This window comes from uncultured Litoreibacter sp., assembly GCF_947501785.1.
Lineage (GTDB): Bacteria > Pseudomonadota > Alphaproteobacteria > Rhodobacterales > Rhodobacteraceae > Litoreibacter.
Window position 1 is genome coordinate 14436 of record NZ_CANMXB010000001.1, and the last position, 26469, is coordinate 40904.

28 protein-coding genes and 1 tRNA gene are annotated in these 26469 nt (G+C 56.6%); 9 read left to right on the forward strand and 20 right to left on the reverse strand.

Translation table 11 applies throughout. The annotated features are described in order from the left end of the window. The first annotated feature begins 150 nt into the window (after positions 1 to 150). Positions 151 to 861: an SIMPL domain-containing protein gene (locus Q0899_RS00085; RefSeq protein ID WP_299190574.1), complete on the forward strand. Its 711-nt coding sequence runs from the start codon at positions 151 to 153 to the stop codon at positions 859 to 861. Positions 862 to 927: 66 nt separating this feature from the next. Here Q0899_RS00085 and Q0899_RS00090 read toward each other — a convergent pair whose 3' ends face one another. The 3 genes from Q0899_RS00090 to Q0899_RS00100 all read right to left on the reverse strand — a co-directional run bounded on the left by Q0899_RS00090 (position 928) and on the right by Q0899_RS00100 (position 3221). Then, positions 928 to 2220 carry an O-acetylhomoserine aminocarboxypropyltransferase/cysteine synthase family protein gene (locus Q0899_RS00090; protein ID WP_298359380.1) on the reverse strand — a complete coding sequence of 431 codons (1293 nt, stop codon included), beginning with the start codon at positions 2218 to 2220 and terminating at the stop codon, positions 928 to 930. 97 nt (positions 2221 to 2317) lie between these two features. Continuing rightward, a complete protein-coding gene (locus tag Q0899_RS00095; RefSeq protein ID WP_299190577.1) occupies positions 2318 to 2662 on the reverse strand; it encodes a hypothetical protein in 345 nt (114 codons plus the stop codon). A gap of 97 nt (positions 2663 to 2759) precedes the next feature. Then, positions 2760 to 3221, reverse strand: a complete 462-nt coding sequence (locus Q0899_RS00100) for a lytic transglycosylase domain-containing protein (protein WP_299190579.1) — start codon at positions 3219 to 3221, stop codon at positions 2760 to 2762. Positions 3222 to 3365: 144 nt separating this feature from the next. Here Q0899_RS00100 and Q0899_RS00105 point away from each other — a divergent pair, with 144 nt between their 5' ends. Beyond that, a complete protein-coding gene (locus Q0899_RS00105) occupies positions 3366 to 3779 on the forward strand; it encodes a VOC family protein (RefSeq protein WP_298359370.1) in 414 nt (137 codons plus the stop codon). Here the strand turns inward: Q0899_RS00105 and Q0899_RS00110 are convergent. Both Q0899_RS00110 and rlmB read right to left on the reverse strand, forming a co-directional pair. After that, on the reverse strand, positions 3776 to 4249 hold the full coding sequence (locus Q0899_RS00110; RefSeq protein WP_298359367.1) for a CoA-binding protein: 474 nt from the start codon (positions 4247 to 4249) through the stop codon (positions 3776 to 3778). The two genes, Q0899_RS00105 and Q0899_RS00110, sit on opposite strands and share 4 nt — an antisense overlap. Positions 4250 to 4768: 519 nt before the next feature. Continuing rightward, entirely contained in the window at positions 4769 to 5551 is a 783-nt protein-coding gene (gene rlmB / locus Q0899_RS00115) for a 23S rRNA (guanosine(2251)-2'-O)-methyltransferase RlmB (RefSeq protein WP_298359364.1), read from the reverse strand. 95 nt (positions 5552 to 5646) lie between these two features. Here rlmB and Q0899_RS00120 point away from each other — a divergent pair. Then, positions 5647 to 5730: transfer RNA gene (locus Q0899_RS00120), tRNA-Tyr, on the forward strand. A gap of 311 nt (positions 5731 to 6041) precedes the next feature. On the opposite strand, the gene Q0899_RS00125 is transcribed toward Q0899_RS00120, so the two are convergent. The 7 genes from Q0899_RS00125 to Q0899_RS00155 all read right to left on the reverse strand — a co-directional run bounded on the left by Q0899_RS00125 (position 6042) and on the right by Q0899_RS00155 (position 12987). Continuing rightward, positions 6042 to 7208 carry an MFS transporter gene (locus Q0899_RS00125; RefSeq protein ID WP_299190582.1) on the reverse strand — a complete coding sequence of 389 codons (1167 nt, stop codon included), beginning with the start codon at positions 7206 to 7208 and terminating at the stop codon, positions 6042 to 6044. Positions 7209 to 7215: 7 nt separating this feature from the next. Next, positions 7216 to 8049, reverse strand: coding sequence for an ABC transporter permease subunit (locus tag Q0899_RS00130; RefSeq protein WP_299190584.1), 834 nt, complete (start codon positions 8047 to 8049; stop codon positions 7216 to 7218). A gap of 5 nt (positions 8050 to 8054) precedes the next feature. Further along, positions 8055 to 8840: an inositol monophosphatase gene (locus Q0899_RS00135; protein ID WP_298292924.1), complete on the reverse strand. Its 786-nt coding sequence runs from the start codon at positions 8838 to 8840 to the stop codon at positions 8055 to 8057. Continuing rightward, positions 8837 to 9913 (reverse strand): sn-glycerol-3-phosphate ABC transporter ATP-binding protein UgpC, encoded by a 1077-nt coding sequence (gene ugpC / locus Q0899_RS00140; protein WP_298359352.1) that lies wholly within the window; start codon positions 9911 to 9913, stop codon positions 8837 to 8839. The genes Q0899_RS00135 and ugpC overlap by 4 nt, the downstream gene beginning before the upstream one ends. Further along, entirely contained in the window at positions 9913 to 10758 is an 846-nt protein-coding gene (locus Q0899_RS00145) for an ABC transporter permease subunit (protein WP_298292920.1), read from the reverse strand. The genes ugpC and Q0899_RS00145 overlap by 1 nt, the downstream gene beginning before the upstream one ends. After that, entirely contained in the window at positions 10758 to 11636 is an 879-nt protein-coding gene (locus Q0899_RS00150; protein WP_299190590.1) for an ABC transporter permease subunit, read from the reverse strand. Before Q0899_RS00150 ends, Q0899_RS00145 begins: the two co-directional genes overlap by 1 nt. Positions 11637 to 11703: 67 nt before the next feature. Then, complete coding sequence (locus Q0899_RS00155; protein ID WP_298292916.1) at positions 11704 to 12987, reverse strand: extracellular solute-binding protein; 1284 nt, start codon at positions 12985 to 12987, stop codon at positions 11704 to 11706. Between the two features lie 487 nt (positions 12988 to 13474). On the opposite strand from Q0899_RS00155, the gene Q0899_RS00160 reads away from it, so the two are divergent. Genes Q0899_RS00160 through Q0899_RS00170 form a run of 3 tightly spaced genes read left to right on the forward strand, consistent with a single transcriptional unit; the run spans position 13475 to position 17788 of the window. Beyond that, positions 13475 to 14497, forward strand: coding sequence for an ABC transporter substrate-binding protein (locus Q0899_RS00160; RefSeq protein WP_298292914.1), 1023 nt, complete (start codon positions 13475 to 13477; stop codon positions 14495 to 14497). A 3-nt stretch (positions 14498 to 14500) separates the two neighbouring features. Further along, positions 14501 to 16714 (forward strand): iron ABC transporter permease, encoded by a 2214-nt coding sequence (locus tag Q0899_RS00165; RefSeq protein WP_298359343.1) that lies wholly within the window; start codon positions 14501 to 14503, stop codon positions 16712 to 16714. 9 nt (positions 16715 to 16723) lie between these two features. After that, a complete protein-coding gene (locus tag Q0899_RS00170; RefSeq protein ID WP_299190593.1) occupies positions 16724 to 17788 on the forward strand; it encodes an ABC transporter ATP-binding protein in 1065 nt (354 codons plus the stop codon). Between the two features lie 65 nt (positions 17789 to 17853). Here Q0899_RS00170 and Q0899_RS00175 read toward each other — a convergent pair whose 3' ends face one another. From Q0899_RS00175 to Q0899_RS00185, 3 genes are all read right to left on the reverse strand, one after another. After that, entirely contained in the window at positions 17854 to 19509 is a 1656-nt protein-coding gene (locus Q0899_RS00175; RefSeq protein WP_299190595.1) for an FAD-binding dehydrogenase, read from the reverse strand. Next, the gene (locus tag Q0899_RS00180; RefSeq protein WP_299190597.1) at positions 19499 to 20368 is read right to left on the reverse strand and encodes a bile acid:sodium symporter family protein; all 870 of its coding nucleotides are present in this window, start codon (positions 20366 to 20368) and stop codon (positions 19499 to 19501) included. The genes Q0899_RS00175 and Q0899_RS00180 overlap by 11 nt, the downstream gene beginning before the upstream one ends. 145 nt (positions 20369 to 20513) lie before the next feature. Continuing rightward, positions 20514 to 20924 (reverse strand): hypothetical protein, encoded by a 411-nt coding sequence (locus tag Q0899_RS00185; RefSeq protein ID WP_298292903.1) that lies wholly within the window; start codon positions 20922 to 20924, stop codon positions 20514 to 20516. A 222-nt stretch (positions 20925 to 21146) separates the two neighbouring features. Between Q0899_RS00185 and Q0899_RS00190 the strand changes: the two genes are divergently transcribed. Next, entirely contained in the window at positions 21147 to 22112 is a 966-nt protein-coding gene (locus tag Q0899_RS00190; protein WP_298293330.1) for a hypothetical protein, read from the forward strand. A 40-nt stretch (positions 22113 to 22152) separates the two neighbouring features. Here the strand turns inward: Q0899_RS00190 and Q0899_RS00195 are convergent, their stop codons facing one another. Then, positions 22153 to 22464, reverse strand: a complete 312-nt coding sequence (locus Q0899_RS00195) for a phosphoribosyl-ATP diphosphatase (RefSeq protein WP_298292901.1) — start codon at positions 22462 to 22464, stop codon at positions 22153 to 22155. Next, positions 22461 to 23225, reverse strand: a complete 765-nt coding sequence (hisF, locus tag Q0899_RS00200; RefSeq protein ID WP_299190602.1) for an imidazole glycerol phosphate synthase subunit HisF — start codon at positions 23223 to 23225, stop codon at positions 22461 to 22463. Before hisF ends, Q0899_RS00195 begins: the two co-directional genes overlap by 4 nt. Before the next feature lie 120 nt (positions 23226 to 23345). On the opposite strand from hisF, the gene Q0899_RS00205 reads away from it, so the two are divergent. Continuing rightward, on the forward strand, positions 23346 to 23789 hold the full coding sequence (locus Q0899_RS00205; protein ID WP_299190605.1) for a DUF302 domain-containing protein: 444 nt from the start codon (positions 23346 to 23348) through the stop codon (positions 23787 to 23789). A gap of 56 nt (positions 23790 to 23845) precedes the next feature. Here Q0899_RS00205 and hisA read toward each other — a convergent pair whose 3' ends face one another. Continuing rightward, complete coding sequence (hisA, locus tag Q0899_RS00210) at positions 23846 to 24568, reverse strand: 1-(5-phosphoribosyl)-5-[(5-phosphoribosylamino)methylideneamino]imidazole-4-carboxamide isomerase (protein ID WP_299190607.1); 723 nt, start codon at positions 24566 to 24568, stop codon at positions 23846 to 23848. Positions 24569 to 24710: 142 nt separating this feature from the next. Between hisA and Q0899_RS00215 the strand changes: the two genes are divergently transcribed. Then, positions 24711 to 25100: a DUF2147 domain-containing protein gene (locus tag Q0899_RS00215; RefSeq protein WP_298292892.1), complete on the forward strand. Its 390-nt coding sequence runs from the start codon at positions 24711 to 24713 to the stop codon at positions 25098 to 25100. A 4-nt stretch (positions 25101 to 25104) separates the two neighbouring features. Here Q0899_RS00215 and hisH read toward each other — a convergent pair whose 3' ends face one another. Beyond that, positions 25105 to 25746 (reverse strand): imidazole glycerol phosphate synthase subunit HisH, encoded by a 642-nt coding sequence (gene hisH, locus Q0899_RS00220; RefSeq protein ID WP_298292890.1) that lies wholly within the window; start codon positions 25744 to 25746, stop codon positions 25105 to 25107. Beyond that, positions 25746 to 26333, reverse strand: coding sequence for an imidazoleglycerol-phosphate dehydratase HisB (gene hisB, locus Q0899_RS00225; protein WP_298292888.1), 588 nt, complete (start codon positions 26331 to 26333; stop codon positions 25746 to 25748). The genes hisH and hisB overlap by 1 nt, the downstream gene beginning before the upstream one ends. Positions 26334 to 26469 lie beyond the last annotated feature (136 nt).

Sequence of the window (26469 nt, forward strand, 5' to 3'; positions counted from 1 at the left end):
AGTTCCTGGCTGGGGGCCGTAAAGCGAATGCGAGCGGCCTATCTTCCCGTTTCTATATCATAATTTCCGGGAGGAGAAATAAAAACCAAGGATTCTGCGTGCTTAAGCGTCAGACGTTTATGGAACACTCAAAGAGGCGGAGAATTTACGATGCGTTTTAGGAAAATTACGGCAGTCATGCTTGGTATCGTCATGCTGGCGCAAAGCCCCGGCTATGCCACCGAGTTCATTCCGCAGTTCAGCGTGACCGGCATAGGGCGAATTGCCGAAGCGCCCGATATGGCCACCATCACGCTTGGCGTAACCCAAGAATCTGAGACCGCAGCGGACGCCTTGACCCAGATGACCAACAGCTCTGCCGCAGTGTTCGAGCGGCTCTCACCCTTTGCAATTGAAGCGCGCGATATGCAAACCAGCCAGCTTTCAATGGCCCCGCAATGGAGCCGGTACAAACTGCGTTCCGGTGCCGAGGCCCAGAAAATCACCAGCTATGTGGCGTCCAACTTGTTGACAGTACGGGTGCGCGATCTGGACAAGCTTGGGCCAATCATGGACGCTGTTGCCGACGCGGGGGCGAATACTTTTCACGGGCTGAGATTTGAATTTTCTGACCCTGAGCCTCTGATGGAAAAGGCTCGCGAGGCTGCGATGTTGGAGGCTCTTCGCCGCGCAAAGGTCATTGCCGCGACAACAGGGGTCGAGCTGGGTCGGGTCTTGTCTATGCATGAAAGCGGCGGCGGGGAGCCGCGTCAGCAGATGATGGCCGAGGCAGATATGTCATCGCGCCGCGCGATGCCCGTTGCCGCAGGCGAGGTCAGCATGAACACAAGCTTTACCATCACGTACGAGGTGTTGAACTAACGCAGTCTCCCACGTTGGTTCACGCGTCGGGCGCCGCATTGTCCCTGCGGCGCCCGCTTTGTTTTGTCAGCTTGTCGCCTTGGACAGCGCCTGATCGAGGTCGCGGATCAAGTCGTCAGCGTCTTCTGTGCCGATGGACACGCGTACCACATTCGGGGCAGCACCTGCGGCTTCCTGCTGCTCTGCCGTCAACTGGCGGTGCGTGGTGGAGGCGGAGTGGATGATCAACGACCGTGTGTCGCCAAGGTTGGCGACATGCGAGAATATCTCGAGGCTATCGACCAACTTTACGCATGCCTCGTAGCCACCTTTGACCGCGAATGTGAACAGCGCGCCCGCGCCCTTCGGGCAGACCTTGGCGACCCGCTTGTTATAGGGTGAGGATTTCAGGCCCGCATAAGTCACAAAGTCGATACGGTCGTCTTTTTCCAGCCAGTTGGCGATTTTCTCAGCATTCTCGACATGGCGTTCCATGCGCAGCGACAGCGTCTCAATCCCGCACAGCGTGTAATGTGCGGCCTGCGGGTTCATGGTCATGCCCAGATCACGCAGCCCGATGGCGATTCCGTGGAAGGTGAAGGCCAGAGGGCCGAATGTCTCGGCAAATTTGAGGCCGTGATAGGCAGGCTCAGGCTCTGACATGGAAGGAAATTTGCCAGACGCGCCCCAGTCGAAATTACCTGAATCAACGACGCAGCCGCCCGTTACTGTGCCGTTGCCGGTCAGGTACTTCGTGGTGGAATGGACCACCAGCGTCGCCCCATGTTCGATCGGGCGGTGCAGATAGGGGGTGGCCGTGGTGTTGTCGATGATCAGCGGAATGCCCGCGGCATCCGCGATGTCGGCAATGGCGCGCACATCCATGATGTAGCCGCCGGGGTTGGCAATGGCCTCGCCAAAGATCGCGCGGGTTTTGTCGTCAATGGCGGCTTTGACGGCCTTCTCGTCATCCATGTCGACGAATTTGGCCTCCCAACCAAAGCGTTTGATGGTCTGGCTGAACTGGGTGACCGTGCCACCATAAAGCCGGGTGGAGACCACCACATTGCAGCCCGGCTGCATCAGCGGGAACAGCGCCATAATCTGCGCCGCGTGGCCGGACGAGCAGCAGACTGCGCCGACACCACCTTCAAGCGTGGCGATGCGTTCCTGCAGCACGGCAACCGTCGGGTTGGTCAGGCGGGAATAGATGTAGCCCACTTCTTGCAGGTTGAAGAGGGCGGCGGCGTGTTCGGCGTCGCGGAACACGTAGGCGGTCGATTGGTAGATTGGCGTGTTGCGCGCCCCGGTCGCCGGATCCGGGCGGGCGCCCGCGTGTATTTGCAACGTGTCAAATCCGTAGCTTTCAGTGTCGGACATGTGAATTCCTTTAGATTGGCAAATAGCTCAGGCACATTACGTCCTTCACTGCGGGCCGACAATGGCCTGAATACCTGACACGGGGGAGGGGGCGAGGTTAGTACATGCCGCCCTCGGAAGAGTCTTCAATCGTTCGCTTTTGCCGCTCATACGCAGCGCGGCATCCGGCATCATTGGGCGTGTTGCAGCTGACAATTCTGTGTTCAACCACGATCGCCCAGCCAAGGCCTTTGCGCCCGTCGCGATAAGTCACTTCATTGCGGCGCACTTCGAATTTTTTGCCGTCGATTGTGATGAACGTGTCTTCAAGCCTCTTGGTTTCAACGACTGGATTGAAATTCGGTGCAGCGGATGTCGATGACGCGATCTCTTCATCGACAGTATCGCAGGCCGCCAAAAGTGACAGGGTTGCCGCGGCAAAAACTATGTCTTTGAAATTCATTGTTCTCTCCAAAACTGTAATCAGTTCACTTGCTACTGACGGTAATAATGTACCAGCTTTGGGGTGTGTTTGGGAGAAAAAACTCAGCGCAGCGATTCTAGGCGGGGCGCAATCCGGTTTCGACCAACATGCCACGGCGCTTGGCTTCGTAGTAATACCCTCGGGCATACCAGCTGACGGCGGTCGCCTCGTCCCCGTCAGACACCAGCCACGCGCCGCGCAGGTACTTGCCCGCGTATTTCAGATTTGTTTCCGCATCCAACAGCGAGGATGGCGGGCCGCGATGACCCATCGTGCGTGCCGTTTGCGGCAATATCTGCATTAGCCCCCAATAGGGGCCATTTCGGGCGTCCGCGCGGTAGTCGCTTTCGCGCTGGATGACACGGTGCAGCAGGCTTTCGGGAATATCGTGGATGGCGGCCCATTTCACAATGAGCGCGCGCATTTGCGGGGTTTCCCCAGGATAGAGAGCGGCCGCTGAAGGCGCTGCAGGAGGGGGGTCGGACCGGCCGCAGGCTGAGAGCGCAAGGCCGGCAACAAGAAATGCGCGTCTGTTCATGCGGTGCAACATAGAGGTCGGCAAGAGGGCGAGCCATGGTTGTTTTCGCTCACCGGCACTGTTCTGCCGATGTTGGGTGGTCTGTGGCGGTAAATGCGGAATTCGCGGTTGTCACTCACTTTTGTATACAATAGTATACAGACCATGTTGACACCTTTCCATCTCGCCTATCACGTCACAGATCTTGAAGCCGCCCGCCGATTTTATGGCGGCGTTCTGGGGTGCGCGGAGGGCCGTTCCACCGACAGCTGGGTCGACTTTGACTTCTTCGGCCATCAAATATCGCTGCATCTTGGCGCACCTTTCGAAAATGCCAACACCGGCAAGGTTGGCGACCATATGGTGCCTATGCCTCATCTCGGGCTCGTTTTGGGATATGATGATTGGCGAACGCTCGCGGATAGGTTGCAGGCCGCGCGCACTGAATGGGTGCTGGAGCCGTCCGTGCGGTTCGAAGGGGAACCGGGAGAGCAATGGACCATGTTTTTCCGTGATCCATCCGGAAACCCTATAGAGATCAAAGGGTTCAAAGACCTAAGTGGCGTGTTCGCAGGCTAGAGCCTCGACGAGATGACGCCGGTGTTAAACCCGCCCATCCGCAGCTCGCCAAACAGCCGCTGATATTCGATTTTCGGGCACCGGTTCTGAATGACAACCTTTCCCGCGGCTTCTGCTTTTGCCGCGGCACCTTCATGACTTACCCCAATTTGCATCCATATGGTGCGCAGTTCCGGCAGCTGCTCTAGCGCTTCATCCACAATGGCGGGCACCGCGTCAGGCTTGCGGAAGATGTCCACCATGCCGATTTTTGCGCCCTTCGGAATATCCGATAGAGAGGCATGGATGGTCTGACCAAACAGCATCTTTCCGGCGTGGCCCGGATTGATGCCAAAAACGGTGAACCCCTTCAACGACAGGTATCGGGCCACGTAATAGCTGGGACGCACCGGGTTCATCGAGACGCCGACGCAGGCCACCACCTTGGTCGTGGTCAACACGCTGCGAATATGTTCATCAGTGTAGGTCATGCTGTTCGATTAGACAAAAAAGCGCCCGTGGGAAACCGAAAGGTTCTGGCACGGGCGCTAAGTCGCGGAACGAGGGACAGTGAATTCAGGTGCGCAGTTCCGGTGCGCATCCTGATAAGAAGCAGGTATGCGGGCATCGCCAATCTTCCAGAGCTGGTGACAAAGATGTGAAGGCCGCAGGTGGTGATCAGTCGAAGATGTCTTCTGCAAAATCCCATGCTTCCTCCACGATGTCTGACAGGAACGACCTAAGTTTTTTGGCAGGCTTTCGCCGCTTGCGGGGCTTGGAATATGTGGAAAATTTGGGTTTTGACGCTTTGGCCGGTTTGCGCATTGGCCCCCTGACCGGGGACGAAGCGGGCGCTGGTGATTTCAGCCACTTCATTTCATGCAATGGGGCCCCGCATGACCCGCAGGCCAGCTCGTGCCCATGGCGAGCCGTGGGTTTCAGCACTGTGCGGGCACTGCAATAACAGCAGGTTGCTATTTTGACGGCGTGGGGCAAGTTGGTGGCTCCGGTTACGACTTTACCTGCACCTCATATAGGGACACCGCCGCCGCGTTCGAGACGTTGAGTGAACCAAACCCGCCAGAAGCGTCGATTCTGACCAATTGGTCGCAGGTCTCTTTGGTTTTGTCCCTGAGGCCCGGCCCCTCCGCGCCCAGAACCAGCGCGATTGCCCCGTTATTGCCTTGGATCGCTTCATGAAGCGTCCCGTCCGCCTCGCCATCCAGCCCGAGCAGGGTGTAGCCCATCTCGCGCAGCGCCTCCATGGTGGTGGCGAGGTTCTTGATGCGCAAGTATGGCTGACGCTCCAAAGCGCCGGATGCCGTTTTTGCGAGTGCTCCGGTTTCCGGGGCGGAATGACGATGGGGGGCAACAACAGCGCGCGCGCCGAAGACCTCGGCAGACCGCAGGATTGCGCCCACATTATGTGGGTCTGTGACCCGGTCGAGCAGGATCACCCGCGCGGGCTGCCCGCGCGGCGCGCAGATATCCGACAGATTGCCCCAGTCCAACGGCTTGACCTCCAGCGCGGCGCCTTGATGGACCGACTGAGGGTCAATCGGGGCCGCAAATTTTCGCGGGTCGGAAATCTCGGGCTCCATCCCTGAGGCGGCGATCACATCCGCGAGCCTGTCAAAGGCGTTCTTGGTCACGACCAGCCTCAGCCTTTCGCGCATCGGGTTTTCCAACGCATCGCGCACGGCGTGGATGCCAAAGAGCCAAACGGTTTCAGCGGCGGACGCGCGTTTGTCGCGCTCTTTCTGGACGACCCATGCGGGTTTTTTCTGCTTCATAGCGGGGTGTTGACCATCTGCGGGACAAAAGCGCAAGAGCGGCGGCGTTTTGATGTTGACGACGCAGGGGGCGGCCTTTAGATCAGCCGCCTAGTGGGCGACAGGCCGCAAGGTGTGGCAGGGGACTGTAACTCCCTCGCGGAGACGCACGCCTGGTTCGATTCCAGGGTCGCCCACCACTTCACTCCTTTCAAAACGAGTAAAATGTCACTCATTCAGAATGTTCATACATTTCTGAGGGTTGACTGGGGTACGAGTGCGGGCTCTCATGCCAAAGTCTCTACCGGCCGTGGCCGACCGCAGTCTGAGTCGGCCGCCATATGGCTGAGCGTGTGAAGGGGCACTGGCAGGTTGCCATTGCGCTTCAAACGTGGCGGCTGCCCAAGTGCGCGCGCTACGAAACAATCGATGCTGCATTCACATTGTAACTGTATACCTTGCGTGACGCTCATTATGTCTCGTGGAGAGCCCTGCATAAGCCCAGGTACATTTAGTCAGCATCAGGACGTCGGCCCATAACGCTAAGCAGTGCGAAAGCTAGAACGGCCCAAATGATCGACAATTGGATGGCCATTTTGAAGCTGACGAATTGGGCTGTTAGCCCCATCAAAGGACTTGCGAGCAAGCCACCCATAAAAAGGCTGTTCATGTACAGTGACGTTGCTCGCGCAAGCCGCCCTTTTGCAAACTCCTGAACATAGGTCAGCCCGACCGCAGCGAATATTCCATAATACAAGCCTTCCAGTGCCGCGCCGTAGATCAGTTGGGGCAGCGTGGAAACGTTCGACAAGACCACCAATGCGACAACGGCAATCACAGCGGCGGCGCGCAAGGCATCACGGGGCCCAAGTCTTTGAATGATCCAAGGCGATGACAGGATCGCCGCTATTTCAACGAAAGTTTTGACCGAAAGAGAGAGTCCTGGGGCGTAAGTCGGCAATGCCGCCTCTCGGATGTAAAACAAGGGGAGGGCGCTCATTGACATGGAATGAGCCAATGCGAAGGCCAGGCAAACGCCCGCTGCCAGCCACAGCCCGGTATTGGCGGGTTGGGTGGACGTGTCTGCGAAGTCGTTGGCCGTATTGGCAGGCGGTGCCGAAAAGGCTTTGGGCATCACGGCCATCCACAGCAAAAGCCAGACCGCGCACAACCCCAACGCCATCCAAAACACTGCATAGGAGGAGGACACGCTGGCGATTGAGAAGCTGGCGGCGGGGGCCAGCATCCAGCCCAACGAGGTCATCGCACGGAGATATGAGTTGTAACGAGGGATGTTCAGCCCATCAGTTTCCGCCATTAACCGGCCAAAGCTGTACATTGTCGAAACCGCGGCGTTCGAGATGGCAAAACACGGGCTTGCAAACAAAACCAGCACCCAGAAATTCGCGAATACCAAAATCGAGGTCACACCAGCCCCAAAGGCCACGACTGATGCTAAGACCAATGGCGCAATCGGTGTGCCTGCATCGATCCATTCGCCATATTGTCGGTTGACGACCAATGTCAGCGTCAGCGTTGTCGACGCGTAGACGCTGATGAACCAGGGGTCCTGACCGAGCGTTTCTACAATGTAGACACCCATGTATGGTATAACTGAGGCATTGCAGATCACACCTGTGAGCAGCAGCAAAAGGGCGGCCTTCGCACGATGGGTCATTGGCACCTCAGAACGCATTTTTTTCGTCGGCCAAGGCCCGGAAAAAGTAACGCTGAAAGATCAACACAAGGATCAGCGGCGGAAGTATCGAAAGCATGATGAGCGCCATGCCCGGCCCGCTTTCCTGCCCGATCAGCCGTATGCCGCGCACAAGCGTATAGCGGCTTTCGTCGGTGCTGATCATGAGTGGCCAAAGATACTGGTTCCACCCGATCATGAATGTGACGACAAAAATTGCACCGCCCCGCTTCCATGACAGCGGTACGATGAAATCCAAGAAGAACCTGACGGGCCCGGCGCCATCCAATTTGGCGGCCTCAAGATACTCGTTTGGAAAGCCCAGAAAGAGTTGCCGAAAGAACAGCGTGCCAAGGGCGACCGCAAGCATCGGTAGTACCATTCCGAGATGAGTATTGATCAGCCCCAATGCGTCTGTGACGAGGAACGTAGTGATAAAGCGGCTTTCCAACGGCAACAGCAATGTGGCGAGCGTCAGCCAGAACAGAAATCCCGCAAATGGCAGGCGAAAATACACCATTGCATAGGCCCCGCACAGGGAGACCAGCGTCGTGCACCCTGCCACGCCAAGGGCGATGATGAGCGAATTTTTCATCATGTCCAAGGCCGTGATCTGATCGGTGAACCCAGCCTGCATGGTCAACACCTGGGCGTAGTTCTCTGGTCCGTTGAGGCCGGGAACCAACATCAACCCGTCCTGAACCAACGTTCCCGTTTGATGCGTGGAAGACGCAAAGATGATCAGGATTGGCAGCATCAAAAAGGCCACGCCGGCAAGCAGGATAATGTGGTTTCCCGCCGCACGCAGCGTGTGAATTGACATAGTTGTCACGCCTTGAAAGCGGCCTGAGAAATGGTGAGGAGTTCGTCGAATATGTCAGGCGATCCCGCGATAACGCGGCCTCCATCCTGCAGCATTTCCTCCGCACTTTGGCATTCAATTTGGCCGCCCGCCTCGGCAATGAATAATTGCCCGGCCAGGCAATCCCATGCGTTCATATGCGGCTCAGCGTAGCCAATCAGCCGGCCTGCAGCGACGTAAGATAGCATCAAGCCGCCCGATGCATTGCGAAAGAAGATGCCGCCGCGCGCAGAGAGCGCAGCGATCAGGTCGGCGGCCATATGTGTGGCCGTTCGCCCGTTCATACCCACACCAACACTGCCATCGTTCAGCCCGCTGGTGCGCGCGATAGACATCTTCGCCCCATTGACGAAGGCGCCTTGGCCCCTTGCGCCCCAAAACAGTTCGCCGCCAGACGGTTCATAAATTGCCCCGAGCTGAGTCTGGTCATCCTTCACGCAAGCCAGGATCACACACCATTGCGGTATTCCGGCGACGAAATTTGCCGTGCCGTCTATTGGGTCGATCACCCATGTCCACCCGGACCGAGACACCACATCGTCATATTCCTCCCCAACAATCCCGTCTTCGGGGAAAGCCGCAGCCAGCCGGGAGCGCACGAAGGTTTCCACCTCAAGATCGGCGTTCGATACCATGTCTTGCGCGCCCTTGGATTTGATGTCCAAAGAAGAAATGTCTTTGAAATACCCCAACGCCATGGCTCCGGCGTCCCGCGCAATGCTTTTGGCAGCGGTAAGCCGGGCTGTTGTCATACCAGCCGCTCACCTGTGTCCTTGCGGAACACAAACGCGGTCGCTGGATCGAAGCTGAGGCGCAACGCGGCGTCGAGGTCAGGCAGCAAAGCCTTGTTGCCTTTCAGGCAAATCTCCAGCTCATCGCCTTCGTCGTTGGTCGCTCCTTGCAAAGCCCCATAGACAAGGTTTTCGCCGCCATGCTGCTCTACCAGATCGACACGCATGTCCAATTGTCCCTTGGCGGATTGCGTCATTACGTCGGGACGCACACCAAGCACCAGTTCGGTTTGTTCCGGTAGGTCCTTGAACCCCGCCAGTTTCAGCGTTCCGTTGTTCAGTGTCTTGCCGTCATATGTCACGGGGATCAGGTTGATCTGCGGCGCGCCGATAAAGGAGGCAACGAAGAGGGTTTTCGGATTGGAATACAGCTCCATCGGAGCCCCCATCTGCTCTACCAGCCCTTCGTTAATGACCGCCAGCCGATCCGCCAAAGTCATCGCTTCGGTCTGGTCATGGGTCACGTAAATCGAAGTCACATTCATGCGCCGTTGCAGCCGCTTAATCTCGATCCGCATCTGCACGCGCAGCTTGGCATCAAGGTTCGACAGTGGTTCATCAAACAGGAAGACCTGCGGGTTGCGCACAATCGCACGGCCCATGGCGACGCGCTGCCGCTGCCCGCCGGACAGTTGATTGGGCTGGCGGTCGAGGAACTGGTCGATCTTCAGCATGGAGGCCGCTTCATTGACCCGCTTCTCAATCTCTGCCTTGTCCATCTTCCGGTTCTTCAGCCCGTAAGACATGTTCCCGCGCACCGACATATGCGGATAAAGCGCGTAGTTCTGAAACACCATCGCTACGTCCCGCTCTGACGGGGAGACGTCGTTGATCACCCGGTCCCCGATGGAGATGTCACCTCCGGAAATGCTTTCCAGCCCCGCCACCATCCGCAGCAAAGTGGATTTGCCGCAGCCTGAGGGACCGACGAACACAATCATCTCGCCGGATTTGATATCCATGTCGACGCCGCGAATGGCTTCCGCCCCGTTGGGGTAGGTCTTGCGGACGGATTTTAGTTGAACACCCGACATTATTTCTCGCTTTCTACGAGGCCCTTAACGAACCAGTTTTGGAAGATCAGGACCACCAATACCGGGGGCAGGGTGGCCAGAATGGTCAGCGCAAAGGCCTTTTGGAATTGCGGCAGCTCGCCGCCTTCGTTCAGCACCTGGTAGATTTGTTTGATGCCGATCACCAAGGTGTAGTTCTCCTCCTTGGTGGTCATGATCAGCGGCCACAGATACTGGTTCCAGCCCACCACGAACATGATGATCAGGATGGCCGCGATCATGGTTTTGGACAGCGGTACCAGAATGTCGATGAAGAACCCCCATGACGTGGCCCCATCCAGCCGCGCGGCCTCTAGCAGCTCATCCGGGACGGACCGAAAGAATTGCCGGAAGAAGAACGTGCCAGTTGCAGACGCAATCAGCGGAATGATCAACCCCGCATGCGTGTCCAGCATCCCCATGTCGGCCACCACCTTGTAGGACGGGATGATCCGCACTTCCAAGGGCAGAAGCAGCGTCATGAAGATGATCCAGAACAGGGGCACGGCCAGTCGGAAACGGAAGTAGACGATGGCATATGCCGCCAACATCGAGATCACGACCTTGCCCACAGCAAAGCCCACGCCCAAAATCAAACTGTTCTTCAGCATCGCGGTTGCGGTGACCTTTTTCATCACCCCGCCTTCGACAAACAGCACCTCGTTATAGGTTTCAAGAAAATGTCCGCCGGGCCAGATTTGCAGCCCCTCGCGCAAGATCGTCTCTGGCGCGTGGGTGGATGTGGCGAAGGCGACCCAGACTGGCAGCGTCATAAAGAGCGCGCCGCAGATCAGGATCAGGTGGGTTGCAATAGAAGAGCGGTTCATCAGTAATGCACCTTCTTCTCAATGAAGCGGAACTGGATCACCGTCAGCGCCAGCACCAGCAACATCAGCACCACCGATTGTGCCGAGGACCCGCCGATATCAGCTCCCCGGAAACCGTCCTGGAACACTTTGAACACCAGTGTCGTCGTGGCCCCGCCCGGCGCGCCTTGGGTGGTCGTGTCGATGATCCCGAAGGTCTCGAAAAACGCGTAGGTGATGTTGATCACCATCAGGAAAAACGTCGTCGGCGCCAGCAGCGGGAAGGTGATGGTCCAGAACCGGCGGAACGAGCTTTTGCAATCCATAAGCGCGGCTTCCTGCACTGACTTGGGGATGCCTTGCAGCCCTGACAGGAAGAAGATGAAATTCACGCTGACCTGTTTCCACACGGAAATCAGGACCACGACAAAGCCTGCATCCACCGGGTCCAGCTTATGGTCAAAGTCAAAGCCAACAGCGTTCATGAACCCATAAAGATCCCCGATCAGCGGGTTGAACATCAGGTTGCCCATCAGACCCGCCACGGGGGGCGCAATGGCGTAGGCCCACATCAGCAGGGTCTTGTAGGTGCTGGCCCCTTGGATGACCTCGTTGGCTTTGACGGCCAGCAACAATGCCAACCCGAGCGACATGAAGGTCACAAGGAAGGAGAAGATCATCGTGAACCACGCGGCCTGAAGCCATGCGCCGGACAGGATGGTGTCAGAGTAATTGCGGAACCAAACGAACTGCGAGGACAGGCCAAAGGCGTCCTCAAGCAGGAAAGATTGGTACACCGCTTGTGCGGCGGGCCAGAGGAAGAAGATCACGATAATGATGATCTGCGGCGCCACAAACAAATAGGGGATGGGGCTGTGTTCGTATTGAACGCGCTTCATTGAACGGTGCTTTCAGGGAATTGGAAAAAGCGGCCAGCAAGGCATTCCCTGCTGGCCGCAATCGGCATTAATTCATCGATGCGTCGAAGCGTTCGAGCAGCGCGTTGCTCTCTTCTTCCATCGCATCAAAGGCTGCATCTACGGTCGAAGCACCGGAGAAGATGTTGTCGTATTGCTTGTACATCGCCTCACGAATTTGCACGTAGAAGCCAAGGCGATAGCCTTTGGTCCACTCGCCCGCGCGCTGGGTCAGCTGCGTGATACCCACCTCAGCGTCCGGTGTGGTCTCATAGTAGCCGTCCGACTTGGCCAGCTCATAGGCTGCGTTGGTGATCGGGACATAGCCGGTTTCCTTGTGCCAGAAATATTGCATCTCAGGGCTGGTCAGGAACGCCATGAAGTCGGCAACGCCTGCATTTTCTTCGTCAGGCTTGCCAGCCATGGCGAACAGCGCTGCACCGCCAATGAATGTGCCGTAAGGTTCGTCAGTGATGGACTTCCAGTAGGGCAGCTCAGCCGCGCCAAATTCGAACTCAGCCGATTTAGCCAGCCCGCCGAAGGAGCCGGAAGACCCCAGCCACATCGCCGTTTTCTGCTGCACAAAGGCGTCTTGGTTGTCGCCCCAGCCACGGCCGTAGAAGCCGTACCAGTCATTGTCCAACCATTCCTTCACCTTACCCCAATGCATCTTCATTTCGTCATTGTTGTAGAGGATTTTTACGTCCGTGGTGTCATACCCGTTGTTGCCGGTAGCCAGCTGCAGATTGTGACGGGAATGGAAGTTCTCGGAGAAAATCCAGGGGCTGTGGCTTTGCGCAAGCGCTTGGTAGCCGGCCTCTTTGATCTTCGGAGCCATGGCTTCGAACTCTTCCCATGTCGCAGGAGGTGTGTCGATGCCTGCCTTCGCCAGAATGTCCTTGTTGTAATACAGCAGCGGCGTCGACGAGTTGAACGGCATGCCGATCATGTTGCCGTCGCTGTCGGCGTAGAAGTTGCGCACGCCTTCGATGTAGTCTTCGGCGTTGAAGTCCGCCATCAGTTCAGCAATCGGGACAGTCGCGCCTTTGGCGTTGATGATGGTCGCCGCGCCGGCGTCGAAGATTTGGATGATGTTTGGTTGCTGCTTGGCGCGGAATGCCGCGATGCCGGCTGTCATCGTGTCCTCGTAGCCGCCTTTGTAGGTCGGAACCAGGTTGTAAGTGTCTTGGCTGGCGTTGTACTTGGCCGCGATTTCTTCGACGACTTCGCCCAAACGTCCCCCCATTGCGTGCCAGAATTGGATGTCGGTGGCAGCCGACACTGGCGCTGCGACGGTCATAAACCCAGCCGCCATCACTGTTAAAAATTTCATAGTATTGCCCCTTTCTAAGGATCACAGAGTGCTCGCAGAAGTGGTTATAAGGGGCAAAAAGTAACCGCTGCATGACAGTGCCGCGGACGCGCAATTCCCCCCAATTATCTTCGAAACATTCAGCGGGATCGGCTGTGAGTCAACTGTGAGTCTAAAAATTTTGCGCAGACTCATGAAGCCAGACTACCGCCGCTGTCGGGCGTTCCCGGGCGAAACTCCTCAACCATTAGCCTGCTACATGTGCTTAAAAATATAGGCTTTTGGCCAATGCGGCAGTCTTTCACCACCGTATTCATTTCAATCGAAAGATGTGGCGAATGTCGGAGCAATCCTGACCTGGGAGCGCACTGCAAAGGGCGGAGATGACGCTTGCGATCGAACCGCACCACACAATGCCGGTGCCAGAAAAAGTTTGCCAGCTGCCGTAACCGTACATAGGCTGATGTCATAATACTGTTACAAAACAGATTTTCTGGGAGGAAAATTCATGACTTCATTTAAGGCGATGCTCAGCGCATCGGCGGTTGCGCTGATGACGACTGGCGCGGCTCAGGCTGACAAACTCACTTTCTATTGCTCCGCTCAAGAGGATTGGTGCCAGTTGATGGCAAACTCCTTTCAAGATGCAACGGGCATCGACGTGGCCATGACCCGCAAATCATCGGGGGAGACTTTTGCCCAGATCAAAGCCGAAAGTTCCAACCCCAAAGGTGATGTTTGGTGGGGCGGTACAGGTGATCCTCACCTTCAGGCTGCCGAAGAAGGTCTGACCGCGGAATACGTGTCGCCGATGCGCGACCAGCTGCATCCGTGGGCAATCGCCCAAGCGGAGAGCGCAGGCAACAAAACCATCGGCATTTATTCCGGGGCTCTGGGCTATGGGTTCAATACTGACCTGCTTGCCGCCAACAACCTTCCGGAGCCTACGTCCTGGGAAGACCTGACCAAGCCGGAATACAAAGGTCACGTTCAGATGGCGAACCCAAACTCATCCGGGACGGCTTACACAACATTGGCCACAATGATGCAGCTGTTCGGTGAGGAAGACGGCTTTGACTTCATGAAAAAGCTTCACGTCAACATCAACCAATACACCAAATCTGGCTCCGCCCCGATCAAGGCTGCGGGCCGCGGGGAAAACACCATTGGCATCGTCTTCATGCATGACGCCGTGAAGCAAGCTGTGTCTGGCTTCCCTGTGAAGGTGGTCGCCCCGGCCGAGGGGACAGGCTACGAGATCGGGTCAATGTCGATCATCGACGGCGCGCGCAATATGGACGAAGCCAAGAAATTCTACGACTGGGCTTTGTCGGCTGAGGCGCAGAACCTAGCATTGCAGGTCAACGCGTTTCAGGTGCCTTCCAACATGGGGGCCGAGACTTCGGAAAGCGCGCCGGACATGTCGAGCATTAAGCTGATCGACTATGATTTCAAGAAATACGGCTCTTCCGACGAACGTAAGCGCCTCTTGAAAAAATGGGATGACGAGGTGTCCGTCCTGCCACAATAAATCGTGCGCGCACTGACATCTGAAAAAACGACCCATCCGGTATTGGTCTTCTGGATCATCGCCGGTTGGGTCGGATTTGCTTTGCTCCCGTGGTTTGGGATCGAAGACTTCTTTACGTTTGAATGGCTTGTCGACGGGTATCCGTTTGACGAAGATTATGCGCCAGCTGCCTTTCTGATCGCCCAAGGCGAAAAGCGCTGGCTGGCCCCTCTGATACTGGCGTTGTTGGCACCTCTCGTAGCGCTCAAGCGGCCAAAATCTGATCCGATCTTTGCAAAAATCCTTATTGGCGCAGGGGCATTTGGGTTTGGTTGGTTGATCCTTCAGGGGTTTGCCATAGGGATCCGCGGCTGGAACTTCGAATGGGCGGCACAGCTTTTTGGCGATCTCGGTGACCGACAATATGGGATGGGGTATGGCGGCCTGATCTGCGCATCGGCGTTTCTGTTTCTTTTTTGTCAGGGAATTGCCGCCCGCGGGGCAATCAATGGCGACGTTTTTGTGGTCAGTTCGATTGGTGGTGTGATCGTTATTGTCACGGTCTTCGTGTTCTTCCCAATCGCCAAGATGCTGACCGCCGCTTTCATTACAGATGACGGTGGTTATTCCGCAGGTGTGTTCGCCTCAAAATTCTTTGATGATCGGCTCTGGGGGCTTGGTTGTCTCTCCGGCGGGCGATGTGGCGTTGCGCTGAACTCGCTCTTCTTGGCTATTCTCGTAGGGTTCATCACCACAGCGCTGGGTCTTGTCTTTGCGTTGGTCGTTACGCGGTCCGGCTTCCGTTACAAGCGGCTGCTGCGGGCGCTGACGGTGTTACCCATCATTACGCCGCCGTTTGTGATCGGGCTGGCGCTCATCTTGCTCTTCGGTCTGTCAGGGTCGGTCACGGTATTTTTCGCGGATGTTTTTGGCATCCAGCCAACCCGTTGGCTTTACGGGTTGCCGGGGGTGTTAATTGCTCAAACTCTTGCCTTCACACCAATCGCCTTTCTTGTGCTGATAGGCGTGGTGGAAGGGGTCTCGCCGTCGATGGAAGAGGCCGCCCAGACACTTCGCGCCTCAAAATGGCAGGTGTTCAAGACCGTATCCCTGCCGCTCATGCGTCCTGGCCTGGCGAATGCCTTTCTGTTGGGCTTTATCGAAAGTATGGCGGATTTCGGAAATCCCTTGGTGCTTGGTGGCAATTTTGATGTGCTGTCCACGGAAATTTTCTTCGCCATTGTCGGGGCTCAATATGACCAGGGCAAAGCGGCGGTGCTTGCGATGGTCTTGCTCTGCTTCACCCTTGCGGCCTTCTACGCGCAGCGGTTCTGGCTGGGAAAGAAGAGCTACACCACGGTGTCAGGAAAAGGCGATAGCGGGGTGCACCCGCATTTGCCAAATGCATTGTCAGTACCTGTGCTCGCGCTTGCGTTGATTTGGGCGGCATTCACGGGTCTGGTTTACCTCATGATCTTGTATGGGTCGGTGGTCGAACTCTGGGGGGTGAATAACACTCTTACCTTCAAGCATTACGTTACGGCTTTCTCATTCCGGCTGGAGGAAGGCGGCATTCGATGGTCCGGTGCTGCATGGGACAGCTTTTGGACCACGCTCAAAATTGCCGGAATTGCTGCGCCGCTTACCGCCATTGTCGGACTTATCACGGCCTATCTGCTTACCCGCCAAAACTTCGCGGGCAAGAATGCATTTGAATTTGGCACAATGCTCAGCTTCGCAATCCCCGGGACGGTCATTGGGGTCAGCTACATTCTGGCATTCAACGTGCCACCGATAGAGATAACGGGCACAGGTATCATTCTTGTCGTCAGCTTCATCTTCCGCAATATGCCGGTGGGCGTGCGTGCCGGAATTGCGTCCATGTCGCAGCTCGACAAGTCGCTTGATGAATCGTCGCTCACGCTTGGCGCAAATTCTTGGCAAACTTTCCGCCGGATCATCCTGCCGCTCTTGCGCCCCGCAATTCTGGCCGCGCTGGTCTATTCGTTCGTGCGGGCGATGACCGCGATTTCCGCGGTGATCTTCCTTGTAAGCGCCGAATATGACATGGCGACCAGCTACATTATCGGACGCGTCGAGAACAACGATTACGGCCTGGCCATTGCCTATTCGACAACCCTGATTTTCGTGATGTTGAGCGTCGTCTTGGCGATGCAATTGATTGTAGGCCGCACCAAAATCGGTCGACGCATGTCGCAGTCTCGAACCAATGTGTAAGGAAAGCAGATGAGCATCAGTTCGAAGGCCGCACCCGTCATTTTCAAAGATGTCACCAAGATATACGGCAAGGACGTGGTCGCCGTAGACAACATCAATCTGGAAATCGAGGCAGGAAAGCTGGTGACGCTTCTGGGACCCTCGGGGTGCGGGAAGACGACAACATTGCGCATGATCGCTGGGCTTGAGATGGCGACTAAGGGGGCCATCCAGATCGGCGACAAGGATGTCACCTTGCTGCCTGCCACGGATCGCGATGTGTCCATGGTCTTTCAGAGCTACGCTTTGTTCCCCCATATGACGGTGATGGAAAACGTGTCCTACGGGCTGGGGTTTTCGGGGTTTGACAAATCTGAGACGCGTGACCGGGCGGCAGACGGGCTGGATTTGGTCGGCCTCAAGGGCTTTGGAGACCGCTTGCCGTCCGAACTGTCTGGCGGCCAGCAACAGCGGGTTGCAGTGGCGCGCGCGCTTGTTCTGGAGCCTCAGGTTCTTCTGTTTGACGAACCGCTGTCGAACCTTGATGCGAAGTTGCGCCGTCAGGTGCGCGAAGACATCCGGGACATTCAGCAAAACCTCGGGCTTACTGTGGTCTACGTGACTCATGACCAGGAAGAAGCATTGGCGGTATCAGACGAGATTGTGGTGATGCGCAATGCGGCGATTGCGCAGATAGGCTCCCCCCGTGCGCTCTATGACGAGCCTGCTGACCACTTCGTCGCAGATTTTATTGGCGAGGCGAATATCATCCCATGCGAGATCTCTTCCGTGTCTGGCGATCAGGCGAAGATCAACATTGACGAATTTACCCACGTTCTGCCGGCACGCGGCCTGCAACCCGGTGCCGCATCGTTGGCGGTCAGGCCGACGCGCCTGATCCTCGGCGCGGAAGTTGGGCTGGAGATGCAGGTGAAGAAGGCGACCTATGTTGGCAGCAGAATGGAATACACATTGGAAGCCAGTTTTGGCCAGGTTTTTGCGATAAGCGAGGAAGTGGACGAGCCACATGAGGTTGGCGAAACCATCATGGTAGGGCTCGACGCGATCTGGCCGGTCTTGCTGCCGGCACGCTAGGACCGTTGGGCCGAACCTTGTCCATCTGCTCGCCACTTTTGGGTACGTATGGTGTAGCGTTCAGCTCAACCGATTTCATTACTTCGACCAGCGGCCCGGCCGGAAAATATGCACCCACCCAAAAAGGTGCCCTCTAGAGCATTGTAGCCGTGATAACCGCCGCCGCCAAATCCGGCTACCTCGCCGATTGCAAACAGGCCCGGGATTGTCGTCCCATTAGCACCAACCATTTGGCTGTTCAGATCAGTCTGCAAGCCGCCAAGCGTTTTGCGCGTTATCAGATTTAGCCGGACAGCGATCAGCGGACCGTTTTCTGCGTCCAAGAATTTATGTGGCTTTGCCGTTCTGATCAGCTTGTCGCCACGATATTGTCGCGCCCCGTTGATCGAGGTCATCTGGGCGTCTTTGCTGAACGGATTGTCGACCTGCCGGTCCCGCGCTTCGATCTGCGCACGCAGCTTGGGTTCCGAAATCAGGTTGTCACCCGTTGCCGCGTTCATCCCTGACACAAGTTCGCCGAGCGTGTCGGCCACGACAAAGTCTTCACCCGATGCCTTAAAAGCCTCAACGGGGTCGGTGGCGCGTTTACCAGACAGAACGCGTTGTTTGATTACCTCCAACCATTTGGCCGAGGTCAGGTCCGGGTTCTGCTCCGAACCTGACAGCGCGAATTCCTTTTTGATCACCTTTTGGGTGAGGACGAACCAGCTGTAGTCGTGGCCGCTGTCCAGGATCGCCCTAAATGTCGCGTTTGTGTCGAAGCCGGGCAGGGCAGGTGGGGCAAACCTGTTGCCATGTGCGTCAAACCACATCGATGACGGCCCGGGCAAAATGCGGATACCATGATGCGGCCAAATCGGGTCCCAGTTCTTGATGCCCTCTGTGTAGAACCACAGCCGGTCCTTATTGATCAGGTGCGCACCGGCCTGCTCGGAGATATCAAGCATCCTGCCATCAACATGGGCAGGCACCCCGGAAAGCAGCCTCTTTGGCATTCTGCCCAGCCTCTTTGTGGGCCAGACCTTCTTTATCAACTCGAAATTGCCGCCAATTCCGCCGGAAGCCACCACCACTGATGATGCATCAATTCGAAATTCGCCTACGACATCACGTGTTGTCTGGGCACCCTGGGGGGCGTCGTCTTGAGCAAGGACTGAACCGCTGACGCCAACAGCCACGCCATCCTGCATTTCAATCCTATCGACCTGATGGCGGTACTTGATTGCGATCCGCCCTGCCTGTTCATGTGCTCGGCAGCGGCGGACAAAGTGCTGAAGCACACCGGGACCGGTTCCCCAAGTGATGTGAAACCTAGGGACCGAGTTGCCGGGGCCGTCTGCAAATCCACCTCCGCGTTCAGCCCAACCGACGACCGGAAACCAACGAAGCCCCATTTCGTGCAGCCAAGGACGCATCTCGCCAGCTGCGAAATCCAAGTAGGCCTCAGCCCATTGGCGGGGCAGGTGGTCTTCCGGGCGATCAAACTGCGCAGATCCCAGCCAATCGCCCAACGCAAGCGCATGGCTATCTTTGATGCCCATCCTGCGCTGTTCGGGTGTGTCGATCATGAACAGGCCACCAAGGGACCAGTGAGCCTGCCCGCCGAGGTTTTGCGGACCTTCCTGATCTACAATCAGAACGGATTTCCCGCGGTCACCCAATTCGGCGGCTGCGACCAAGCCTGCAAGGCCGGCACCAACAATGACGACGTCAGCCTTCATTTTTGCGGGTGCGTAGCCAAAGGACGAATGGTGCCGCGGTTAGATACATGATGACACTGTAGATGGCTGACGGCAGCCCGATGGTCGGAATCCCTCCCGCAGCGCCAGCGATTATCGGGGCCAGTGTTATGCCCAGCGTGCCATTTTGAAGGCCGACTTCGATAGAGATGGTTTTCTGTTCCGCCCGACCAAGATTTAGGGCGACGCCAATCGCAAACCCGCCAACCATCGTGACGATATTCAGGACGGCCAAAGCAGGGCCGAGGGACGTAAAGTTTTCAACAAACAAATTCCAGTTGGAGGCTATGGCGGCAAGAATGATGACCACAAACAAGACGCTGGATAAGATCAGAAGCTTCGGTTCAATACGTTCGGCCATATCCGGTGCGATATGGCGAATGCCCATGCCAACCGCCACCGGCAATGCGGTGATCAGAAACATAGCGAGCGCAAGTGAACTGACTGAGAAGGTGGGCGCGTCTTCCCCCATGAAATGCACGACCGCCCAGCCAACAAACAGCGGGACAGTCAACATGGACAACAGCGACACCACTGCCGTAAGCGACACAGAAAGGGCTACATCGCCGTTGGCCAACCGCGACACGACGTTGGAGGTGACCCCGCCAGGACAGAATGCAAGCAGCATAATACCGGCTGCGATTGCTCCGCTCAGCCCAAACAGGATGATCACGCAATAGGCGACAACCGGTATCAAGATAATTTGGCATGTGGCCCCGACCGCAAAGACCCAACCGCGTTCTGCAACGCGTCTGAAGTCAGCCGGCGTGAGACCAACGCCCAAGCTTAGCATGATAACCGCCAAAGACAGCGGCAGGACCACATTGACCAAGATGTCCACTCAACGCCCCCGATGCGTGTTGTTGCGCCCAAGGGCACCATATATCGCCCCGAAAATCAACGCGTCCGGTGGGGAACCTAACGTCATCATTTTTCAGCGAACGGTCTGCAGCGCCCTAGCGCAAACGAAATGCGATGCCAGCACGTCAGTTGATCAGTATGGATGCGCGATCATAGCCCTGAACCATCACCGACCCGTCGTCAAATTGCAGCTCGACCGCAATATTTTGCAAGCTGTCCAACGGTGCAACGACATAAGGAAGATGGGTTTCAACTTTTAGTGCAGAGGGATTTGCCTCGCCTTCGTGACAAGGCTCATGTTGAAGAGGCTGAAATGGCCCTCCGTTATAGGCAAAACTGATCTGTTGAATGCCGCAGCGGTAGACCAGCAACGTAGAAAAATACAGGTGGTCTTTGCCATCATAAGGCCGCACCGCGACCCACTGCGCTTTGATCAGTTCCAGAATGGGTTTGACCCCGGCAGACGTTGTGAAGTCCTGAGCGCCTGCGGGCAGGGCGAAACACAGTGCGCAAAGGGTGGTGCGAATTAGGTGCATTGGATATCCCTAACCAACAAACGTTTGTTGGAGTATGTCGCCCCGACGCCCCCATTTGAAGTCTTTTCATTTGCCACCTTGTTTGGCTTTCCGTCCGCGAGCAAAAATTCTACTGTCGGGGCAACAAGAAGTAATGTGACCCAGATGGCAGCAAAACCGACAAGCAAACCCCCAAAGGCAGTGCGGCCCAAGACCAAAGTGCAGCCGGATCGCTTCAATATCATGGCCGTCGTGCAGGCGGGCCGGCTGCAATACGAGGCTATTTTGCTGGCCGCTTCGCTGCGCCATACCAACCCGGATTTTAAGGGGCGTTTGCTACTGGCAGAGCCGCAGTTGAATCATCGTTGGGACACGAACCCTTCGGTGGTCAATCCGGAGGTGCGGGCCTGCCTTGAAATGCTCGGCGCGGAGTTTGTACCGTTCAAAAACCAGGTCTTCGGGGCTGGCTACCCCTATGGAAACAAGATCGAGGCTCTGGGGGCCTTACCCAAGGGTGAGCCGTTCTTGTTTTTGGATACCGACACGTTGATTACCGGTGATTTGTCGAAAGTCCCGTTTGATTTTGACCGGCCAACAGCATCCATGAAGCGGGAGGGAACCTGGCCGACAATAGAGCTGTACGGACCTGGGTACAGCGCGATTTGGAAGTCATTATACGACAAGTTTGGATTGGACTTTGAGAGCAGCCTGGATCTGTCGCAACCCGATGAGTACTGGCAGCGTTATCTCTACTTCAACGCAGGCTTCTTCTATCATCGGTGCCCGCACGAGTTTGGGGCGCGCTTTTTGAAATTTGCCCGGCAAATCCGTGATGACGGGCCAGACGAGATCGTATGTCAGGTCCTGAAACCTTGGTTGGATCAGATCGCTTTGCCGCTGGTGGTTCATTCTTTCAACGGCGGGCGCCAGCCGGACGTGTCCGGCCCGATGGACCATGACGTGACCTGCCATTACCGCGTTCTGCCGCTGCTTTACGCGCGTGAACGCGACCATGTGGTGGATGTCTTGGAAGAGGTGTCAGCGCCAAACAAGATCAAAAAGGTGCTCAAGCAATACGAGCCGATGCGGCGGATCATTTTTCAAGGCAAAGGTCGGAAGGCGCGCGCAATATTTGATCGGGACAACTTGCCAAGACGTGAGCAGGCAATCCGCAACCAATTGAAACGAAACAAACTTTGGTTGCGCTGATTGAAAATTCTACGCCCGAGCGTTCAACGCAAACAAGTCGCTAGTCGCGGGCGGCCTTTTCGGCGATGCCGGACTGACCCTGGCGACGATCGAGCTCCTGCATCACGTTTTCCAGCGGGACATCACATGCCGCAAGAAGCACTGCGAGGTGATATATCACGTCTGCCGCTTCTTCTGTTAGGTTCCGCTTGTCACCCTTTACGGCGGCGATGATGGCCTCAACGGCCTCTTCACCAAATTTTTCAGCGCATTTTTCAGGCCCCTTTGCCAGAAGCTGCGCAGTCCAGGATTTGTCAGGGTCCGCGTCTTTGCGCGCGTCGATTGTCGCTGCAAGACGTTCAAGTGTGCTCATTGGCCGATCCTCATGTTGAGCCCTGCTTTCGCCATATGTGCCTTGGCCTGCGCAATAGTATAATCACCGAAATGGAAGATGGAGGCCGCAAGCACCGCATCCGCGCCGCCTTTGGTCACGCCTTCCACCAGATGATCAAGGGTGCCTACGCCACCTGACGCGATGACCGGCACCGAAACCGCGTCTGAGATCGCCTTGGTCAATGGCAGGTTGTAGCCGTCGCGCGTTCCGTCGCGGTCCATTGAGGTGAGCAGGATTTCTCCGGCCCCCTTGGCAACGATCATTTCGGCGAAATCCACGGCATCGATTCCAGTTGGTTTTCGGCCACCTGCGGTGAAGAGTTCCCATTTGCCTGGACTGACGGTCTTGGCGTCAAGGGCCACAACAATGCACTGCGATCCAAACCGGTCGGCGGCCTCGGACACCACATCAGGATTGGCCACGGCTGCCGAATTGAAGCTGACCTTGTCGGCTCCTGCCAACAAAAGTTTGCGCACATCCTCGTGGGTGCGGACCCCGCCGCCAACGGTCAGCGGGATATAGCAGGCCTCGGCGGTGCGGGTGACAACATCAAACATCGTCCCGCGGTTTTCGTGGGTGGCGTTGATATCAAGGAAACACAGCTCATCCGCCCCAGCGGCATCGTAGGCTTTGGCGGCCTCAACCGGATCGCCAGCGTCACGCAGTCCAACGAAATTGACCCCTTTCACCACACGCCCGTCTTTGACGTCGAGGCAGGGAATAATGCGAGTTTTTAGCATTGGCGCGGCTCCTTAAGACGCTGATGTAGCGGCAAACGCCCGCCGATGCCAGAGACGTGATTGGAACTTTGGAACGACCTATGCGGTTCTGCTTTCATACAATTCACAGGAGTATTATTCATGAAAGCGTTACTGACCTCTTTCGTCCTTTCCATCGGAGCCGCCATGCCTGCTTTTGCTGACCTTGTGACGGTCTCGTCACCGAAATCAGTCACCGAAACCGCTGACGCATTGGCGGCCGCCATCGAGGGTGCTGGCGCAAAGGTGGTGGCGCGGGTCGATCATCAGAAAGCTGCCGCCGGCGCCGATCTGGAGATGGGCGAAGCACAGGTGTTGATTTTCGGCAATCCGAAGATCGGGACCCCAGCGATGCAGGCAGATATCCGGTCTGCGCTCTATCTGCCCCTGAAGGTGCTGGTTTACGCTGACGCCGATGGCAAAACGCAGCTCACCTATGATGATCCTGCGGCCATGTTTGAAGAGCTCGATATTCCAGCGGACGCAGAATTCTTGAAGGTTATGACCGGCGCCTTAGGAAAACTCACCGCAAAAGCGGCTGAATAATACTGAAAAGGAGCCGCGCAGATATTTGGTCGGCGCGGCTCTTTCGGAATAGCGGACTAGTTTTTCAGCAGGTCCAGGGCCTCTTTGAGGTCAATCGCGCCATCATAAAGCGCGCGTCCCGATATGGCCCCATCAAGTGGCGCTCCGCTGGCCTTAAGTTCAGCTAGGTCCGAGAGCGAGGAAACACCCCCTGAGGCAATGACCGGGATGGAGACAGCGTTTGCCAGGGCCGCCGTTGCTTTTACGTTTGGGCCTTGCATCGCGCCGTCACGGTTGATGTCCGTATAAATAAGCGCTGAAATGCCAGCGTCTTCGAATTGCTTGGCAAGTTCAGTGACCTCGATGTCGGTTTCTTCTGCCCAACCGCGGGTTGCAACCACTCCGTCTCTTGCATCTAGACCGATAGCGACATGTCCTGGAAAGGCTCTGGCAGCTTCACGCACCAGATCCGGGTTTTCGACTGCCACTGTGCCAAGAATAACGCGCTGCAGCCCCTTGGATAACCAGCGTTCAATAGTGGCCATATCGCGGATGCCGCCGCCAAGCTGTGCGGGGACATTTGTCTCATTCAAGATTGCCTCAACCGCCGAGCCGTTCACTGGTTCTCCGGCAAAAGCGCCATTAAGATCAACAAGATGCAACCATTCGCAGCCGGCGTCCACAAACGCCTTGGCTTGTGCCGCCGGGTTGTCGTTGAACACCGTGGCCTGATCCATCTCGCCTTTATAGAGGCGCACGCAGTTTCCGTCTTTTAGATCAATGGCGGGGTACAGGATCATGGCCCGGGTCCTCGGATGGCTGTGATTTCGCAGGGTCTATCTCACAGCCGCGCCTGGGTGTGAAGGGGCTTTGGACCCAACGTCATGCTTGATCGTGAAGGGGCGGACGCGCCACTATGTCGGCAGATTTAGGGAGGATCACATGAAAAAACTTACCTTGGCTGCAGGCTTCGTGCTGGCGTTCGCAGGGTCGGCCTTTGCGGCAGACCCAGTTTTGGGGACCTGGAAAACGCAGGTTGATGACGGGGCATACGCGCATGTGAAGATGTACCAATGCGGCGGAGCTTTCTGTGGCAAGATCGTGCGCACGTTCAATGCGTCCGGAGAATTTAAGTCCGCAAACATTGGCAAGGACATCGTGCGCAACATGACGTCTTCCGGCGATAACGCTTACGCGGGCAAAGTCTGGCGTCCGTCGAACAACAAGATTTACATTGGTAAAATTGCGTTGAACGGTAACAGCCTGCGCTTGGCAGGTTGTGTCGCAGGCGGGTTGTTGTGCTCGAAACAGACCTGGTCGCGGGTCAAGTAACGCTTCAGGGCGTCCATTTCAAAAAATTGGAAATCAGCCGGAGCCCTGTGCTCTGGCTCTTTTCCGGATGGAATTGAGTGCCGATCATCGTGTCGCGTGCGACAATTGCGGTTACATCACCGCCGTATTCCACATGCGCCAGCCGTTGGGCGGCGTCAGCGACCTTGAAGTGATAGCTGTGCACGAAATAGGCGTGGTGGCCGCTTTGCAGGCCATCAAGCACCGGGTGAGCGCCCTGAAGTACCAAATCGTTCCAACCCATATGCGGAACCTTCATTGCCGGGTTTTTCGGTTCAATCTTTACGATTTCGCCCTCAATCCAGTCAAATCCCGGTGTGTCGGTATATTCCCGACCGACAGTGGCCATCATCTGCATCCCAACGCAAATGCCCATGAACGGCTTGGCTTGTGTGATTGCACCGTCCACAATTGCCTCATACAAGCCCGCACGGTCCTGCATGAGGGCGTTGCGGCAGGCCGGAAAGGCCCCGTCACCAGGCAGCACTATGCGGTCTGCCCGCGCCACATCTTCCGGGCGAGAAGTCACCAGCACGTCGCCACCATCAACCTCCGCCGCCATACGCTGGAAGGCTTTTTCGGCTGAGTGCAGGTTCCCGCTATCGTAATCAACGAGAACAGTGAGCATCAAAGTGTGCCCTTGGTTGATGGGATCTCATCGGCCTTGCGCGGGTCGGTTTCCAACGCGTCTCGAAGTGCCCTCGCGACCGCTTTGAACGCGGCTTCGACGATGTGGTGGCTGTTGAACCCATGCAGCTGGTCGATGTGCAGCGTTATCCCGCCATGGGTCGCGAAGGCCTGGAAGAATTCGCGCACCAGCTCAGTGTCAAACGTCCCGATTTTCTGCGTCGGAATATCCAGATTGCAAATGAGAAACGGTCGGCCGGACAGGTCGAGCGCACAGCGTATTTGTGCATCATCCATCGGCAGGTGGCACGCGCCGTAGCGCACAATTCCACGTTTGTCGCCAATAGCTTGCGCTAGCGCCTGACCCAGGGCAATGCCCGTGTCTTCAACGGTGTGGTGATCGTCGATGTGCAGATCGCCTTTGGCACGAATGGTCATATCGACCAGAGCATGGCGCGCCAATTGGTCGAGCATATGGTCAAAGAACCCTACGCCGGTCTGGTTGTCGTACGTACCGGTACCGTCGAGATTGATCTCGACGCTGATATCCGTTTCAGCCGTTTTGCGTGTGATCTTGGCAGTCCGCATTGGGTTCTCCGTTGGGTTTGGTGGCTTATAGGCCGGGTCTGCGAAAGGGCCAAGGGGGCTGTACGACAAGCGACTGATTTGTGGCAGCGGGCCACCATTTGCGGGGAGGTCTGCGGATTGGACGTCATATCTGCAG